At 64.4% G+C, this 13,635-nt stretch carries 19 protein-coding genes; 12 read left to right on the top strand and 7 right to left on the bottom strand.

Annotation, left to right across the window (positions count from 1 at the left end):
• Window positions 1-15: 15 nt before the first annotated feature.
• Window positions 16-522 carry a universal stress protein gene (locus tag KZ498_RS10125; protein ID WP_312618596.1) on the bottom strand — a complete coding sequence of 169 codons (507 nt, stop codon included), beginning with the start codon at window positions 520-522 and terminating at the stop codon, window positions 16-18.
• 90 nt (window positions 523-612) lie between these two features.
• Entirely contained in the window at window positions 613-1,095 is a 483-nt protein-coding gene (locus KZ498_RS10120; RefSeq protein WP_312618595.1) for a hypothetical protein, read from the bottom strand.
• A gap of 87 nt (window positions 1,096-1,182) precedes the next feature.
• On the opposite strand from KZ498_RS10120, the gene KZ498_RS10115 reads away from it, so the two are divergent.
• From KZ498_RS10115 to KZ498_RS10080, 8 genes are all read left to right on the top strand, one after another.
• Window positions 1,183-2,076: a hypothetical protein gene (locus KZ498_RS10115; protein ID WP_312618593.1), complete on the top strand. Its 894-nt coding sequence runs from the start codon at window positions 1,183-1,185 to the stop codon at window positions 2,074-2,076.
• Window positions 2,077-2,140: 64 nt separating this feature from the next.
• Window positions 2,141-2,797, top strand: coding sequence for a halocyanin domain-containing protein (locus KZ498_RS10110; RefSeq protein WP_312618592.1), 657 nt, complete (start codon window positions 2,141-2,143; stop codon window positions 2,795-2,797).
• Window positions 2,797-3,216 carry a hypothetical protein gene (locus KZ498_RS10105; RefSeq protein ID WP_312618591.1) on the top strand — a complete coding sequence of 140 codons (420 nt, stop codon included), beginning with the start codon at window positions 2,797-2,799 and terminating at the stop codon, window positions 3,214-3,216. The genes KZ498_RS10110 and KZ498_RS10105 overlap by 1 nt, the downstream gene beginning before the upstream one ends.
• Window position 3,217: 1 nt before the next feature.
• On the top strand, window positions 3,218-4,084 hold the full coding sequence (locus KZ498_RS10100) for a Rieske 2Fe-2S domain-containing protein (RefSeq protein ID WP_312618590.1): 867 nt from the start codon (window positions 3,218-3,220) through the stop codon (window positions 4,082-4,084).
• Between the two features lie 3 nt (window positions 4,085-4,087).
• Complete coding sequence (locus KZ498_RS10095; RefSeq protein ID WP_312618589.1) at window positions 4,088-4,891, top strand: cytochrome bc complex cytochrome b subunit; 804 nt, start codon at window positions 4,088-4,090, stop codon at window positions 4,889-4,891.
• A 4-nt stretch (window positions 4,892-4,895) separates the two neighbouring features.
• On the top strand, window positions 4,896-5,660 hold the full coding sequence (locus tag KZ498_RS10090) for a cytochrome bc complex cytochrome b subunit (RefSeq protein ID WP_004517814.1): 765 nt from the start codon (window positions 4,896-4,898) through the stop codon (window positions 5,658-5,660).
• Between the two features lie 108 nt (window positions 5,661-5,768).
• Window positions 5,769-6,068, top strand: a complete 300-nt coding sequence (locus KZ498_RS10085; RefSeq protein ID WP_312618588.1) for a hypothetical protein — start codon at window positions 5,769-5,771, stop codon at window positions 6,066-6,068.
• A gap of 10 nt (window positions 6,069-6,078) precedes the next feature.
• Window positions 6,079-6,348: a hypothetical protein gene (locus KZ498_RS10080; RefSeq protein ID WP_312618587.1), complete on the top strand. Its 270-nt coding sequence runs from the start codon at window positions 6,079-6,081 to the stop codon at window positions 6,346-6,348.
• A gap of 44 nt (window positions 6,349-6,392) precedes the next feature.
• Here KZ498_RS10080 and KZ498_RS10075 read toward each other — a convergent pair whose 3' ends face one another.
• The 4 genes from KZ498_RS10075 to KZ498_RS10060 form a co-directional block, all read right to left on the bottom strand.
• Window positions 6,393-6,569, bottom strand: a complete 177-nt coding sequence (locus KZ498_RS10075) for a UPF0175 family protein (protein WP_312618585.1) — start codon at window positions 6,567-6,569, stop codon at window positions 6,393-6,395.
• A 230-nt stretch (window positions 6,570-6,799) separates the two neighbouring features.
• Window positions 6,800-7,261, bottom strand: coding sequence for a hypothetical protein (locus tag KZ498_RS10070; RefSeq protein WP_312618583.1), 462 nt, complete (start codon window positions 7,259-7,261; stop codon window positions 6,800-6,802).
• Window positions 7,262-7,302: 41 nt separating this feature from the next.
• Window positions 7,303-8,016 (bottom strand): ATP-NAD kinase, encoded by a 714-nt coding sequence (locus tag KZ498_RS10065; protein ID WP_312618582.1) that lies wholly within the window; start codon window positions 8,014-8,016, stop codon window positions 7,303-7,305.
• Between the two features lie 47 nt (window positions 8,017-8,063).
• Window positions 8,064-9,299: a digeranylgeranylglycerophospholipid reductase gene (locus KZ498_RS10060; protein ID WP_312618581.1), complete on the bottom strand. Its 1,236-nt coding sequence runs from the start codon at window positions 9,297-9,299 to the stop codon at window positions 8,064-8,066.
• Between the two features lie 112 nt (window positions 9,300-9,411).
• Here KZ498_RS10060 and KZ498_RS10055 point away from each other — a divergent pair, with 112 nt between their 5' ends.
• The 4 genes from KZ498_RS10055 to KZ498_RS10040 all read left to right on the top strand — a co-directional run bounded on the left by KZ498_RS10055 (window position 9,412) and on the right by KZ498_RS10040 (window position 12,025).
• A complete protein-coding gene (locus KZ498_RS10055; RefSeq protein WP_312618580.1) occupies window positions 9,412-10,629 on the top strand; it encodes a hypothetical protein in 1,218 nt (405 codons plus the stop codon).
• A 68-nt stretch (window positions 10,630-10,697) separates the two neighbouring features.
• Window positions 10,698-11,246 (top strand): hypothetical protein, encoded by a 549-nt coding sequence (locus tag KZ498_RS10050; RefSeq protein WP_312618579.1) that lies wholly within the window; start codon window positions 10,698-10,700, stop codon window positions 11,244-11,246.
• The gene (locus KZ498_RS10045; RefSeq protein ID WP_312618578.1) at window positions 11,246-11,728 is read left to right on the top strand and encodes a metal-dependent hydrolase; all 483 of its coding nucleotides are present in this window, start codon (window positions 11,246-11,248) and stop codon (window positions 11,726-11,728) included. The genes KZ498_RS10050 and KZ498_RS10045 overlap by 1 nt, the downstream gene beginning before the upstream one ends.
• An 87-nt stretch (window positions 11,729-11,815) precedes the next feature.
• Entirely contained in the window at window positions 11,816-12,025 is a 210-nt protein-coding gene (locus tag KZ498_RS10040; RefSeq protein WP_312618577.1) for a TOBE domain-containing protein, read from the top strand.
• Between the two features lie 29 nt (window positions 12,026-12,054).
• Here KZ498_RS10040 and KZ498_RS10035 read toward each other — a convergent pair whose 3' ends face one another.
• Window positions 12,055-13,425, bottom strand: coding sequence for a deoxyribodipyrimidine photo-lyase (locus tag KZ498_RS10035; protein ID WP_312618576.1), 1,371 nt, complete (start codon window positions 13,423-13,425; stop codon window positions 12,055-12,057).
• Between the last annotated feature and the right edge of the window lie 210 nt (window positions 13,426-13,635).

Raw genomic sequence — 13,635 nt, 5'->3', positions numbered from 1 at the left:
TCCGCGGCGAGTCGTTCAGCTGTCCTCGTCTCCCAGACGCACGGTGAGGACGGGCACGTCGGACGTCCTGACGACTTTTTCGGCGACGCTGCCGAGCAGATACCGCTCGACGCCCGTTCGGCCGTGGGTCCCCATGACGATGAGGTCGATGTCGTTGTCGGCGGCGTAGTCGAGGATCGCGCTGTGCGGGGGGCCGCGTTCGACGGCGGTGACGGTGTCGACTCCGTCGACCTCGTCTGCCGCCGCGTCGACGATGGCCTGTGACCGCTCCTGAAGCGACGACTCGATATCGTGTTCCTCGCCGACCATGCCCGGCTCTGACGCGTCGTGCTCCTCGGCAATCATGCCAGTGGTCGCCCCCTCCGGGCCTGCGGAGGTCATCCCGATGTGCGGTGACGACGTATCGAGGACGGTCATGATGTGTAACGTCCCGTCGTTCGTTTCGGCGAGGTTGCGTGCATGGGCCAGTGCGGCCGCTGCTCCGTCACTACCGTCCGTCGGAAAGAGGATGTGTTCGTACATTGGAACCACAGCTAGCCATGGACATGCAATACTAATGAAACGTCTAGTCCGTTCGCAGAAACCGAGAATCAGACCCGCTTTCGACGGCGCTTACGCCACGTAGCGGAGGGCGTACCGAGTGACGCCGACCAGATACGCCAGCAGCCAGAAGATGACGTATCCGAACACGCCGATACGGAGCCGCGAGCGCCAGTGACTGAACGTCTCGTCGCCGATCTCGTCCAGCAACAGGTCTTCGTCGTACTCGTTGTAGAGGTCGTGCTCCCGCTTCGCACGGAAGATGCGCACGATACCCGTCCCGCCGAAGGCAAGCAGCGCGTACGCCTGGAGGCCGAGCATCGCGTGGACGGCCGACAGGCCACCGAGCTGGTCCGGGAGGCGTGGCATCATCCACGCCACCATCGGGACGGTAGTCAACACCAGTCCGGTCGTGACGAACTTCAGGTGATGCACGAGCACGTCCCAGGTGACCGGCTCCGTCTCGATGATGTAGTACGCGCCGTACAGGAAACAGGGGAGGCTAAGCGTCACCGACAGTAACACGACTGTGGCCACGAGGCCGTCCGACACCATGGACCGACCTAGGGGCAGTGTTCGCTAAAGACTGCCGGATGCAGAAGGTCAGAACTTGTAAGCCATCGCGGCCCCTACACCCGGGCAATGGCTGACCCGGACTCGACGTCTCCCACGGAGGACGAGCGCGGGAACACCCCTGCGGACGCCGTAGCTGCCGAAACCGAACCCGGGACCGAGGGCGGCGTCGGTGAGACGGACGACGGCGAGTCGGGCGAGGAACTCGACACAGAGGCACTCCGGAAGCAGGTCGAGGAGAAGTACGACTTCGACAACTTCGGCCCGGCGGACATGGCCGAGATGACCGCCGAGGAGTGGGACGTCGCCTTCGACGAGGACTCCTGGATAACCGGCGACGAACTACTGGACCGGGTCGCGCGGGACCTCCGGAACCGCGTCGCAAACCGCGACGTGTTCGCACGCATCGAGCGCCACCGGGACCCGCCGCGGGTCCTCGCGTACTCCGATGAAGGCTACGCGGTCGTCTATCCCGATGGGAGCCTCGAAGGGGAAGGGACTGTCATGCGTGACGTGAAACCCACGGTCGCGCTGTGTTCTATGGACTCCTACGAGGTGGCAGAGAACGTTCCCGACAGGCCACTGCCCGACCCCGAAGAGGTCCCCGAAGGCGGGGGCGAACTCGGCAACTGGATGCTACAGGCCATCGCCGGGGCCCAGTTTCTGGCCGGGGTTGCGCTGCTCGGGGGCGCAGTGCTTGCGGCCGCTGGCATCATCGGCAACGCCGGAACCAGCATTGCGCTGCTGGTCGTGGCCGGCGTCGCCTTCATCGCCGTGTCACTCGTCCTCTTTTTCACCGTCGCGAACGCGCGGCTCTCGGACACGTTCCGCGCCGAGGAGTACCGGGACAGACTGCGGGCCATCGGCCTCGAGGACGGCGAACGACCGGAGTTCGTGCCGGAGCTCGACCCGCAGAACTCGGGGTCTGAAGACGGGGCGAGCGAGACTGACGAAGCCGGGTAATGACGGTTCCTGCGGGTGGTATTCGGTGGGTTTATACAAACTCAGTCCTGATTCCAGAGTGTATATGAATAGACGGGAGTTCGTCCGGACAGCAGGGGGGGCCGCCGGTGCTGCGGCGACCCTCAGCGCCACCGGCGCAGCCGCCGCACAGGAGGACGGTGGCGGAGGTGGCGAAACCGTCCCGGACTACGGCGGTTTCCTGGACCAGGTCGGGAACTTCGACGGGTCGACCGTCGACGCGACCGGACAGGACACGGTAACTGTCGAGGTCGGCGTGCAAGCCAACGGCGGCGCGTTCGGATTCGGTCCGCCCGCCGTCCACGTTGACAACGGCGCGACCGTCCAGTGGGAATGGACGGGCAACGGCGGCGGCCACAACGTCGTCTCGGACGGCGAGGGGCCGCTGGACTCCGGGAGCGCCGTCTCCAGTGCCGGCGTCAACTACGAGCACACCTTCGAGGAGGACGGTATCTACCCCTACGTCTGTGTCCCCCACGAAGGACTCAACATGAAGGGCGCTGTCGTCGTCGGCGAGGAGTACCCGACGCAGACGATAGGTGGCGGCGGCCCGGTCGAAGTGGACCCGCACTACGCCGGCGTCCCGATTCAGCCCCACTTCGTCGGGTTCGGCGCTGGACTCGCAGTCATCATCCCGCTCATCTTCACCTTCTTCCAGCTGAAGTACGGTGAGTCACCCCACACCAGCGGAGGGAACAACTGATGGCATCCGAAGGCTCCACCTACGGTGATATCCACCGGTACGAACCGCCACGCGAGAGCACGGCGGCGGCGGTCGGCATCGTGCTCCTGACCATCATTCAGGTCGGCCTCGTCGGTCTCTTCACCTACGGCATGATCGCCGGCTGGGCGTCCGGAATCGGCACGACGCTGACGGTGCGGCTCATCGAGGCCAACATGTTCCTCGGTGGCGTCCTGACGGCGATTTTCATCGACCTGGCGTTCATTATGCTGCTGTACCGCAAGGAGTTCCTCCCCGACGTGATGATCGTCAAGAAACGCCGCCGGAAGTGGGAGGACCTCTACATCCGTCAGGAAGACGTCGACGGTACGACGATGGCGGACGGCGAGGAGTTCGCAGAGACATTCAAACGCGCTGTGTACCCATACTACAAGAAATAAGATGCCACTTGATGAAGACAAATATCCGGCTGAAACAGGCCGTCGTCGCTTCGTAAAGGGCGTCGTCGGGAGTGCTGCCCTCTCCGGCGTCGGCGTCGGCGGCGCTGCAGCCGTCGACGCGACGACAGACGCCGCCGGCGAAGGTGGCGGGACGACCCCGTTCGTCGCCGTCGAGAACACTGATGGACCGGCCCCGCGGGGGATGCCGATCATCCCCATCGAAATCAACGGCGGCGAGATAAGCGGCCTCTGGCCCGAGTACGACGAGGCGGCCGGCGCAGCCGTCGCGCCGGACTTCGGCGGGAGCGGTATCGACTACTCCTCGCAGTGGTTCCAGTACTGCGGTATCCAGAGCACCGCAGCTATCTACCCGCAATCAGAGCGGAACAACGCGTTCCTCAACGACACTGGGACCTTCACCTGGCAGGGTGAGTACGAGTCCGGCGCACCGATCACAGTCGACATGTTCGACGACTACGAGGAGTGGGGCAACGGCATCGGCAACCCCGGCGTCGGAAAGCCCGCAAGCGTCGTCTGGCGGACCAACAGCGAGGGGAAGAACGGCGCTCCGGTCCAGATAATCAGGTCGGTCGAAGTCGAGAAGATGGCCAACGGCGAGGGCAAGTACGCGGACCTTCCGGGAAGCGTTCAGTCGTTCGTCTCCGAAGCTACCGACCAGGGCTTCATCGCCTGGCTGAACAAGTGCACGCACTTCTGCTGTGTGCCCGGGTTCAAGACCCAGGAAGGGAGTGCGAACTTCGGCGGCGCAAACGCTATTTACTGTCAGTGCCACCAATCAGTGTACGACCCGTTCAGTCCCGTGCAATCGACGTTCGTGGCGCTGCCACGCCCACCACAGACGGAGTAATAAATGAGTCTCGAACGCAAAGACGAACACGACCACAAAGGCTGGATGGAATCGCGCGAGCTGACGCCGATCGAATCGGTGTACCTGACCGTGCTCGTCTGGCTCGACAGGCGGCTGCGCGTCGTTGACTACCTGGAGGTCCTCGAGGACCTCTACTACAAGGTCAACATGCAGATGCCCAAGAGCCACACGGAACAGTACAACCTCGACAACAAGTTCTGGTACTGGTACCCGCTGTACGCGCTGGGGTCGTTCTCGACGGTCGCGTACATCGTCGCCGCGATATCCGGCGCGCTACTTGGCTTCTACTACGCACCGGCCGCAGCGGCTGCCGACGGGTCGCCGACGGTCGCGTACGACTCGGTGCTGCTCATCATGGGCCAGCTCAACCTCGGCTACTTCCTGCGTTCGGTCCACCGCTGGTCCGCGCAGATCATGGTCGCCGCCGTGTTCCTCCACATGCTCCGCGTGTACTTCACCGGAGCGTACAAGGAACCGCGCGAGCTGAACTGGCTCATCGGCATCGTCCTGATCTCGCTGACGCTGGTGTTCGGATACACCGGCTACCTGCTGCCGTGGAGCCAGCTATCCTTCTGGGCCGGCCAGATCGGCGTCGAGATGTCCCTCTCTATCCCGCTCATCGGTGAGTGGGTCGCACAGCTGATGTTCGGCGGGTTCACGCTCTCGCAGGCCACGTTACAGCGGATGTACATCCTGCACGTGTTCTTCCTGCCGTTCATCACGACTGCCATCATCGCGGTCCACATCGGCATCGTCTGGATGCAGGGGATCGCTGAACCACACTGATACTATGAGCGACAACGACACAGACGACGTTCGCACGGACGGTTCCGGCACCGGTATCGTCTCGCCGGACGACGAGACCCCCGCATGGTCCGAACGCAAGGAACGGACACAGGGGCTCTCCCGGCTGACCTACGAGTACTTCGAGCGGGCGCGCCGCGAGGACCAGGACCTCCGCCAGGAGTCCGACTACATCGAGCGTGACGTGCTCGCGTTCCCGGCCTGGCCCCACGAGATGATGCGCAACATCGCGCTGACGTCTTTCTTCGTGGGCATGATCCTGTTCGTCTCGGCGACGCTGCCCCCGGAGATGCCGAACCCGGCCAACTCCAGCGTGACGCCGGCGATTATCCTGCCGGACTGGTATCTCTACTGGTCCTTTGGCCTGCTCAAGCTCGGTCCGTTGAATCCGGACCTGAGCATCCTCGGCGGCTCGAAGCTCATGGCCGACCGGACCTACGGTGTGCTTGCAAACGTCGTGGTCGTCGGCTTCGTCGCCATCGTCCCCTTCCTGAACAAGGGGTCGGCCCGCCGTCCTGTCGAGCAGCCGTTCTGGGCTGCGGTCGGGATGTCCGGCGTCATCTTCAGCCTGACCATCGCCGCACTGTCCATCAAGAACCTCGTCCCGATGGATTCGCACCTGCTGTTTGACCTGACGTTCCTCGTCCCCATCGTCAGCGCCACCATCACCTACGCGGTGCTCAAGACGATGCGCGAGGGCTACATGTTCGACCTCAACCGACGGTACTACCGGCTGCGGCCGCCGAAGTAACCCGACCGTAGGTTTCGCCGTCGCTTTTCTCCGTCGTCCGCTCACTGTGGCCGCTACTCGTGACCGCGTCTCGCCGCAGTAAAGTGGCTCCCGCCCCTACTAGTGACGATGACAGAGGACCAGTCAGCGGGGACTGAAAGCGGTTCGGAGCGGCGGGACGTCGTGGTGCCGCTGCGCGTGTACAAGGCCGTGACGGTGTTTTCGACGCTGTTTGCGGTCGTCAGCGTCGTCGCCGGATTCATCCTCGTCGACGTCGCGACACAGCGGGCGTCAGCGCCCGCCTCGGAGATCGATGTTCCGGTGGGCATCGCCGGAATCGCGTGCATCCTCGCTGGCACAGTCGTCTACGCGTTCTCGACGCGCTTCCGTACCGAGGAAATGGGAAAGTCTAAAGACGACGCTACCTAACGTTCGGATAATGGCTGACGAGTTCATGAAGGGGTTCGCGTGCCTCATGGTCGGCGGACTGGGCTGGATGACCATCAAGGGCTGGTACAACACGCCGAGTTTCGAGGGGGCACAGCTCACCGGTGCACTCACCATCGAGGAACCGACCACGTTCGACCAGATTGCCCTGTTTATGGGCGACGCGTTCTTCTGGTTTGCCGTGCTGGGCGCGCTGACCTTCTGGGTCGTGCTCCCACTGATCAGTGAGTTCCAGACGTACCTCGACGAGCGGTCGGCATAAGAGTCCGTCGCAGCCGCGTTTTTGAAGTGAGACCGGTGCCGTTCTCAGTTCGCAGTCCGCTCAACCGGTGCGGGGTCTTCCTCGCGAACCTGGATTCCGCGCGAGCGCAGCGCCGAAGCGAATTTTGTCGGTGACACCCCGCCGTAGGTCGCCGCCTCTTCGAGTGTGAGTGTTTTCCCGCGATACAGTGTCAGTGCCGTTGTGAGGGACCTGTGTGACATCTTCGTCTACACCGAGACGGACACGGTGTAGGTACTAAACTATTTCGGCTATTTCTAGATCAATCAGTCGACTGATTCGGATAGAACTGAATAGAAGTTCTAATATCTGTCTTAGAATTAAACAATATCTAAATCCTGGCGTAGCGACTAGCCGACTGGAGACCCAAGGCTGCCGGTAGGCGTGGCCAACGACTCAGCTACTCAGGGGTCGGCAAAATGAGAGGCCGTGTTCAGACGATGGCGCTCCAGGGCCCCTTGATGACCCAGAACAGGCTCTGATAGCCCGCGTACATGAACACCACGAGGGCGGCGACGATGGCTCCCTTCGGCCGTTCCAGCGGCATGTCACGGCGTGCTTCGACTTTTCGGGACTCGAACTCGAAGAAGTCAGTGACGACTGCGCCGAGGACGAGCACGGACAGGACCATCCCACCGTGATGGTGAAGCGTCATGTAGAAAAACGACAGCACGACCAGTGCGATGTTGGTGAACGTGTGTGCCGGATGGCGGCTGATCGCGTCCGCGCCGTCGTTCTCGTACTGTTTGACGTGGCTTCTGTGGGCGAGCTGCCGAGTCAGGAAGTTGACAACCACCACTGCGAAGATGATGTATTCGATGAGGAGCGCGCCACCGACTGTGGGACTCCCCAGAATGGTATCAAGTGGCCCAAAGAGCGTTACGGATGGCTGCATACCCAACGCTCCGTCCACCGTCCATTAGTGTCTTTCCAATCTCACTCGAATCTGGACTGGCTCTCGTCGACGACGGCGGTCCGAACAGAGGACCCGAGCGAAATCGTGATAGCCTCCTGATAGCTGACGGTCCGCGATACCCTGTCGTCGACCAGTAACTCGACAGTCGCCTCGTCGCGCTCGATTGAGGCACTGAGTCCGGCGACCGGCAACACCCAGTGGTCCGGGTCCGTCGCAAACGGAGCGATCGGTGCAACCACCGCCTGGACCGACGGCGCCAGAATCGGACCGCCGACGCGGTGGGCGTAGCCCGGCGAGCCGGCGGCTGTGGCGATGACGACGCCGTCGGCCCGGAACTGGCCGATTCGGTCGGCCGTCGACGCGATAGTGAACTCGGAGATGCGGGCGGCGTCGGCAGTGACGAGAGTCACGTCCCAGAACGCCTGTTCGACCGTGCCGTCAGGCATCGTCACACGGAGCACCGGATGCGTCTCGACGCGGGCGTCCGCCAGCCCCGACACAGCGGCGACAGCGTCGTCGCGTGCTACTGACCGCACACCCCGACCAGCCGCGACCGGCAACACGAGCGGGTCGCCACCTGCCCGTGCCACAGCGGCGACGGCGTCCTCGCCGACGGCGACGACCCGGTCGGTCTTCGGGACTGCACCGTCACTCCCTCGCTCGACAGCCACGCCGGCGTCTCGAAGCATGTCTGTCAGGGCGTCGTCACCGACTACACCAACGGGGGTTCCCATCACCTGACACTCCGGGCCGGCGGAAAAAAACCTGCCGCACTTCGCTCTCAGATATCGAGGCGACGGCGCGCGTATTCGACGAGGATCGGGACGTCGGAGAGATGAGTGAGCTTCGCAATCGCCCGCCGGTCGCCGCTGTTGATCTGCCTGAGCGTGTCCTGCCCGGTGCTCTGGAGGTCGTCCATCAGCTGGTCGTACCGCTCGTTCGGGGCGAGATACAGCAGTTCCGTCATCATCAGACGGGCGTTGTGTTTCGGTGCCACGTCGCTGTGCCAGAGTTGGTCGTAGACGGACAGGCTCTCGGCGGACGTGTCAGGTTCATCAGGCGTCAGTGCGGAATCGGCCGTCGCAGCAGCGGCGCGGGCTGACTTCATCCCCTTGTGAATGCCCTCGCCCCACAGCGGGTCGATGGTCGGGACGGTGTCGCCGATGGCCATGAAGTTGTCCGTGCTCATTGAATCGGGGGGCTGGATGTGGGCCGACCCGCGGTGGGCCTGCGTGCCCTCGATTCGCTCGGCATCGTCGAATCTCGGGTCGGAATCGAGCCAGTACTCCAGGTAGTCGTCGATGCCCATCCCGTCTTTCGCGTACTTGCTGTGTGATTCGTTCTGGATGTAGCAGAGCCCGACCTTCGCCGTGTCCTCGCCAGTGTGGAAAATCCAGGAGTACCCGCCCGGGGCGAGGTCGTGGTCCAGGCGGAGCATCATCGCGTCCCGGAGGTCGGCGTAGTCGTCGTGGTCGATATCGATCCCCTCGAACTCGTACTCGACGCCGATAGCCTGGTGGTCCCGCTGGAGGTCACACACGTCGAGTTTCTTCGCCAGCGGTGCGGCGGGACCCGTGGCGTCGATGACGATGTCCGCGTACACCTCCTCGTCGCCGTCGTAGCGGACGCCGACGATCTCACCGTTCTCCATGATGGGGGCCGAGACGCGTGAGTCAAAGCGGTAGGTCGCGCCGTTGTCCCGGCCTGCCGAGACCAGCCACTGTTTGAACTCCGCGAACTCCAGTACGGCTCCGGTCTGGTTGCGGACGTAGTGGTCGTTGGGGGACTCGAGCACGACGTCGTCGGTGTAGTTCATCACCACGTCATCGGGAATCGCAAAGCCCGTCATCGCCGACATGAAGGTCCCGGCGGTGGACTTGTTGCTCTGACGCGGGAACCCGTCTTCGGACTCCGTCTCGAGAACGAGCACCTCGTAGTTTCGTTCCGCTAGATCACGGGCACACTGCGCCCCCGCAGGCCCGGCTCCGGCTATCACCACGTCAAAGCGCTCGCGCATGGTTGTGGGTGTTGCCTGTCGGTAATCAGTCTTTCCGAATACACCGACGGCCGCTCTCGAAAGGGTAAAGACGGCCCCACTACCATGACGGGAACACCCGGGGCGACATACAATGGTTCTCAAGACAGGCGCGGGCGTGCTCGCGGACAGGCGACGGCTTCCCACGGCGCTACGGGCAGTGCTGGGCTACTACGCGGACACCGGCGTGTTCGACGCCGCCAGCCTCTCGCTGAAGTCCGAGATCGACGACCGCACCGAGGCGATGGTCGACGACGTGACCGACCGTATCGAAGACGCCCTCGAAGACGAGTTCGGCCGTCCGGTCGAGTTCTCCTACGATACGAAACTGATTCTGCCCGCACAGTTGACGCTCGGCTACGTCTACCGCAAGGCCCGCCAGAAGGCTCCCGGTGACCCCGTCATCGACGCCATCGCCGACGGCGTTCCGACCGTCGACGAGACGGCGCTGGAACAGGGCCCGGCCCAGGACCTCGCGCCCCGCGAGATGGTCGTCCGCGCCGAGCAGATGACCCGCCTCTCCATCGAGGCGCTCATCGACGGCGACATGCGCGACGCTATCAACGACGACGAGTTCGAGGACTTCGAGGTCGAGTTCAGCGAGGGCGCCCCCTCGAAGCGACACGGTGAGCGGAGCGAGCCGTGGAGTGGGAACGAAGCGGACCGCCGCCGGGTCGCCGAGGTCGCCCAGTCCGCGTTGCAGTCCCACCTCGACGGCCTGTTGGCGGACATGCCGCCCGTCGTAGAGGACGCCTATCAGTGGGCCGTCGACTACAGCGAGGCCCACCAGGACCGGGACGACCACTTCCGGGAGCTGATGACCGCGGCAGCGGACGGCGACGAGGACGCGCTGGACGCCATCCGCGAGGAGTACAAGCTCGCGGCGTACGACGAGGAACCGGCGACGTTCACCGAGGCGGAGAAGGAACTCCCCTACAGCAAGACCCAGTACGCACGCGTCGGCGTCCTCTACGACGGCATGCTCGACCTCTACCGGCTCGCCGGCCTGGACATCGACGACGAGTTCGCGAAGGCCATCGTCCTCGCCATCATCGGCGCACAGGTGTGGCTCGATGACGTGGACGACTACGACGACGACCGCGCGGAGGGGCAACTGACGCCCGTCACCGCCGAGTACCTGCTCGCGCCCGATGACGAGGCCGCCTACCGGCGCGTCGTCGACGTGACTGAGCAGTACCTCGACCTGGCAAAGACCTACGCGACGGCCGCCGACTCGCCGCTGACCGGCGTCGCTGTCGAGTACATCTACCGCTCCGGCGACCCGGGCGTCCTGCCCGGCAAGCCCGAGTAGACCGGCGAGCGACAGCGACTCGACCCAAGCGCCAGAGTTTATATCCCGCCGCCCGCACCGAGATTTGAATGCTTCACTCGTGGGTGGGCAGGGTCGCAGCAATCTGTGGCTTGCTGGCTGTGCTGTTCGCGCTCATGGTCGGGTTCGGGGCGGCCACGCCGGACCCCGAACTGGGAGACTACCCCGGCGGGGACGCGCTGGCCGAGGACCGCGACAGGTACGTCGGCGATTCCGTCCAGGTGACCGGCACGGTGACTGCGACTGAGCCCGTCGAGATTGCCGTCGAATACGAGTACGTTGCCGGCGGCGAGCGCCACGGCGGCACGTTCACGGTCACGGTCCGGAACGTCGACACACCCGTCGCCGAGGGCCAGTCGCTGCAGGTGTATGGCACGCTCGGCCCGGACCTGACCATCTCCGCGGAGAACAGCGTGAGCGTGCCGGCGGTGAACTACACCGCGATGTACCTCGTGTCCGCGCTCGCCGGCCTGTGGACCCTCACACGAGTGGTCTGTGGCTGGCGGCTGGACCCGCAGACTGGCGCGCTATGTCGGCGTGACGAGCCACTCCAGCCGGCACAGGCACTCCTCGGCAGGGTCCGGGAGGTGGGTTCCTGATGCCGGACCTGCTGTCACACGCCTTCATCGCCTTCACTATCTGTACTATCCTGTCACACCGGTACGACTGGCTCACCGGCGAGTACGTCACCGTGGGGATGGCCGGCGCGTTCATCCCGGATATGGCGAAGATCAAGCTTCTCGTCGATTCCGCGACCGTCGAGGCGGCACTGGGCGTACCCTTCGACTGGCTGGGCGTCCACACGCTCGGCGGCGCGTTCGTCGCCGTCCTCGTGGGCGCGGTGGTCGTGAACCGCTCCGACCGACTGCGCGTGTTCGGTCTCCTGTCGCTCGGGGCCGCCAGCCACCTGTTTGCCGATGCACTCCTGCTGAAGGCCGCTGGGCGGTCTTACGAAGTGCTGTGGCCGCTGACGCAGTACCACCCCCCATCGCCGGGGCTGTATCTGAGCACGGATATCTGGCTCACCGGCGTCACCGGGGCCGTCGCGGTGTCGACGTGGCTGGTCACTTCCAGGTCGTGACTACGCGGGAGTCCCCAGTCTGTCAGCCTTCCGGTCACACTTCCCGGGACACGAACTGTATTACTGTTAACATTCCAATTAGTTCCCATGGCACTCAGTGCTCGGAACAATCTTAGCGGGACGGTTCGCTCAGTGACGACGGACGAAGTGATGGCCGAGGTCGTCATCGAACTGGACGGCGGCGAGACGGTCACGTCGACAATCACCCGCGGGTCCGCCGACCGGCTCGACCTCTCCGAAGGCGACGAGGTGGCGGCGGTGATCAAGGCCAGCGAAGTGATGGTCGAGAAGGACTGAGAACGGCCTCGACGACGCGACCGGCCGGACTACCGCTTCCCGAGCGCCGTCTCGAACACGCGCTGGGCCCGCTCGTAGGCGGCGTTCCGGTCGACGATTGGACGTGGGTACTCAGGTGCCAGCTCCTCGCGTTCGCTATCCGAGAGGGTCGGCCAGTCGACGATCTTGTTTGCCGGAACGTCGCGAAGCTCCGGCACGTACTCGGTGACGTAGTCGGCCCCGCTGTCGTACTTGCTCATCTGTGCGACCGGGTCGAAGATACGCACGTCCACGGAGTCGGTCCCGGTCGAGGCCGTCCACTGCCAGTTCGCGGCGTTGCTGGCGGGGTCGTGGTCGACGAGCTGCCGACGGAAATAGCGCGCCCCCGTCCGCCAGTCGACGAGCAGGTGCTTCGTGAGAAACGAGGCGACGTTCTGGCGCGGGCGGTTGTGGATGTACCCCTCCTGTTCGAGCTGGCGCATCCCCGCGTCGACCAGCGGATAGCCGGTCTCGCCGCGCTTCCAGGCGTCGACGTGGGACTCCTCGTTCTCCCACTCGATAGGGTTCGGGAACGTCTTGTAGTTCTCCGACAGCAGCGTGGGGTTGTAGTACAGCAGGTGGTAGTTCTGCTCGCGCCAGGAGAGTTCGTAGCGGTACTTCTGGACGTTCCGCTGGGCGTCGCCGATGGCTCTCGTGTGTCGGTCGGACGCGTCGCCCCACATCTCGCGGATGCCGATCATCCCCGCGGCGAGATACGGCGACATGCGCGAGACAGCGCTGGTCGGCCGCTCGACGGCGGCCCGCATGTCGTCGCGGGTATCGCTGTACGTCTCGATACCCGCATCGAGAAAGCCGTCGTACCGCTGCCGTGCGCCCTCGTAGCCGGGCGTGGGCAGGTCGATGTCCGTCTCGATACTCGGGGCCGTCGTCGAGTCCGAGGCGTCGACGAGCGAGTCCGCCTCCGGCCGGCCCACGGGCGGTAGCTTGTGGTGGGCCTGCCAGTCGTCGTAGAAGCGACTGTGGTTCTCGTACCGGCTATCGAGCCCTGCCGGGTCGACGAGCACGAGGTCGGTCAGCGATTTCGTCGGGAGCGCCTCGTCGACGCGGCGCTGTCGGTTCCGCCGTGCGGGCCGGTAGTGCTCGTTGTAGTACACCCGGTCGGCGTCGTACTCCTCGACGACGTCCGAGAGCACATCGACGGCAGTACCGGTCCTGACGAGCAGGTCCCCGCCACTGTCTCGGTAGGCCCCTTTCAGCGCTCGCACACCGGCCAGCAGGAACGCCCGCTGGCGCTTCCCGACCTTCGAGAGCAGGTCCGTGTCGACGACGTACACCGGCAACACCTCGTCGTCTGCGGCGGCGGCAGTCAGCCCCCGGTTGTCCGGTATCCGGAGGTCCCGCTGGTGCCAGAAGACGTGCATACCCTTTGTTAGGGATACCCGCATATGGGTTCGGACCCGATACTATTGTGTACGGATGGCTTCTGTGACGCAGGATTGGGCGAGCAGTAAGAGACGGGGGATTTCGAACAGCGTACGGCGGCCGCAGGCCGACGTTTCACGACTTCGCGGCGACGCCGCGAAGTCGCCTTTTTCGCCACCGGGAGAGCAGAGCTCTCCCGAGCCTTGCTT

The organism is Haloarcula sp. 1CSR25-25, assembly GCF_032027985.1.
GTDB lineage: Archaea > Halobacteriota > Halobacteria > Halobacteriales > Haloarculaceae > Haloarcula.
This window is presented reverse-complemented; position numbering and strand designations above follow the sequence as displayed.

Coding starts and splice junctions, on each gene's coding strand:
- KZ498_RS10045 (WP_312618578.1), top strand. CDS start 11,246: ATGCCGGACCTGCTGTCACACGCCTTCATCGCCTTCACTATCTGTACT.
- KZ498_RS10125 (WP_312618596.1), bottom strand. CDS start 522: ATGTACGAACACATCCTCTTTCCGACGGACGGTAGTGACGGAGCAGCG.
- KZ498_RS10105 (WP_312618591.1), top strand. CDS start 2,797: ATGGCATCCGAAGGCTCCACCTACGGTGATATCCACCGGTACGAACCG.
- KZ498_RS10040 (WP_312618577.1), top strand. CDS start 11,816: ATGGCACTCAGTGCTCGGAACAATCTTAGCGGGACGGTTCGCTCAGTG.
- KZ498_RS10120 (WP_312618595.1), bottom strand. CDS start 1,095: ATGGTGTCGGACGGCCTCGTGGCCACAGTCGTGTTACTGTCGGTGACG.
- KZ498_RS10065 (WP_312618582.1), bottom strand. CDS start 8,016: ATGGGAACCCCCGTTGGTGTAGTCGGTGACGACGCCCTGACAGACATG.
- KZ498_RS10085 (WP_312618588.1), top strand. CDS start 5,769: ATGACAGAGGACCAGTCAGCGGGGACTGAAAGCGGTTCGGAGCGGCGG.
- KZ498_RS10080 (WP_312618587.1), top strand. CDS start 6,079: ATGGCTGACGAGTTCATGAAGGGGTTCGCGTGCCTCATGGTCGGCGGA.
- KZ498_RS10115 (WP_312618593.1), top strand. CDS start 1,183: ATGGCTGACCCGGACTCGACGTCTCCCACGGAGGACGAGCGCGGGAAC.
- KZ498_RS10075 (WP_312618585.1), bottom strand. CDS start 6,569: ATGTCACACAGGTCCCTCACAACGGCACTGACACTGTATCGCGGGAAA.
- KZ498_RS10050 (WP_312618579.1), top strand. CDS start 10,698: ATGCTTCACTCGTGGGTGGGCAGGGTCGCAGCAATCTGTGGCTTGCTG.
- KZ498_RS10055 (WP_312618580.1), top strand. CDS start 9,412: ATGGTTCTCAAGACAGGCGCGGGCGTGCTCGCGGACAGGCGACGGCTT.
- KZ498_RS10100 (WP_312618590.1), top strand. CDS start 3,218: ATGCCACTTGATGAAGACAAATATCCGGCTGAAACAGGCCGTCGTCGC.
- KZ498_RS10110 (WP_312618592.1), top strand. CDS start 2,141: ATGAATAGACGGGAGTTCGTCCGGACAGCAGGGGGGGCCGCCGGTGCT.
- KZ498_RS10035 (WP_312618576.1), bottom strand. CDS start 13,425: ATGCACGTCTTCTGGCACCAGCGGGACCTCCGGATACCGGACAACCGG.
- KZ498_RS10060 (WP_312618581.1), bottom strand. CDS start 9,299: ATGCGCGAGCGCTTTGACGTGGTGATAGCCGGAGCCGGGCCTGCGGGG.
- KZ498_RS10095 (WP_312618589.1), top strand. CDS start 4,088: ATGAGTCTCGAACGCAAAGACGAACACGACCACAAAGGCTGGATGGAA.
- KZ498_RS10070 (WP_312618583.1), bottom strand. CDS start 7,261: ATGCAGCCATCCGTAACGCTCTTTGGGCCACTTGATACCATTCTGGGG.
- KZ498_RS10090 (WP_004517814.1), top strand. CDS start 4,896: ATGAGCGACAACGACACAGACGACGTTCGCACGGACGGTTCCGGCACC.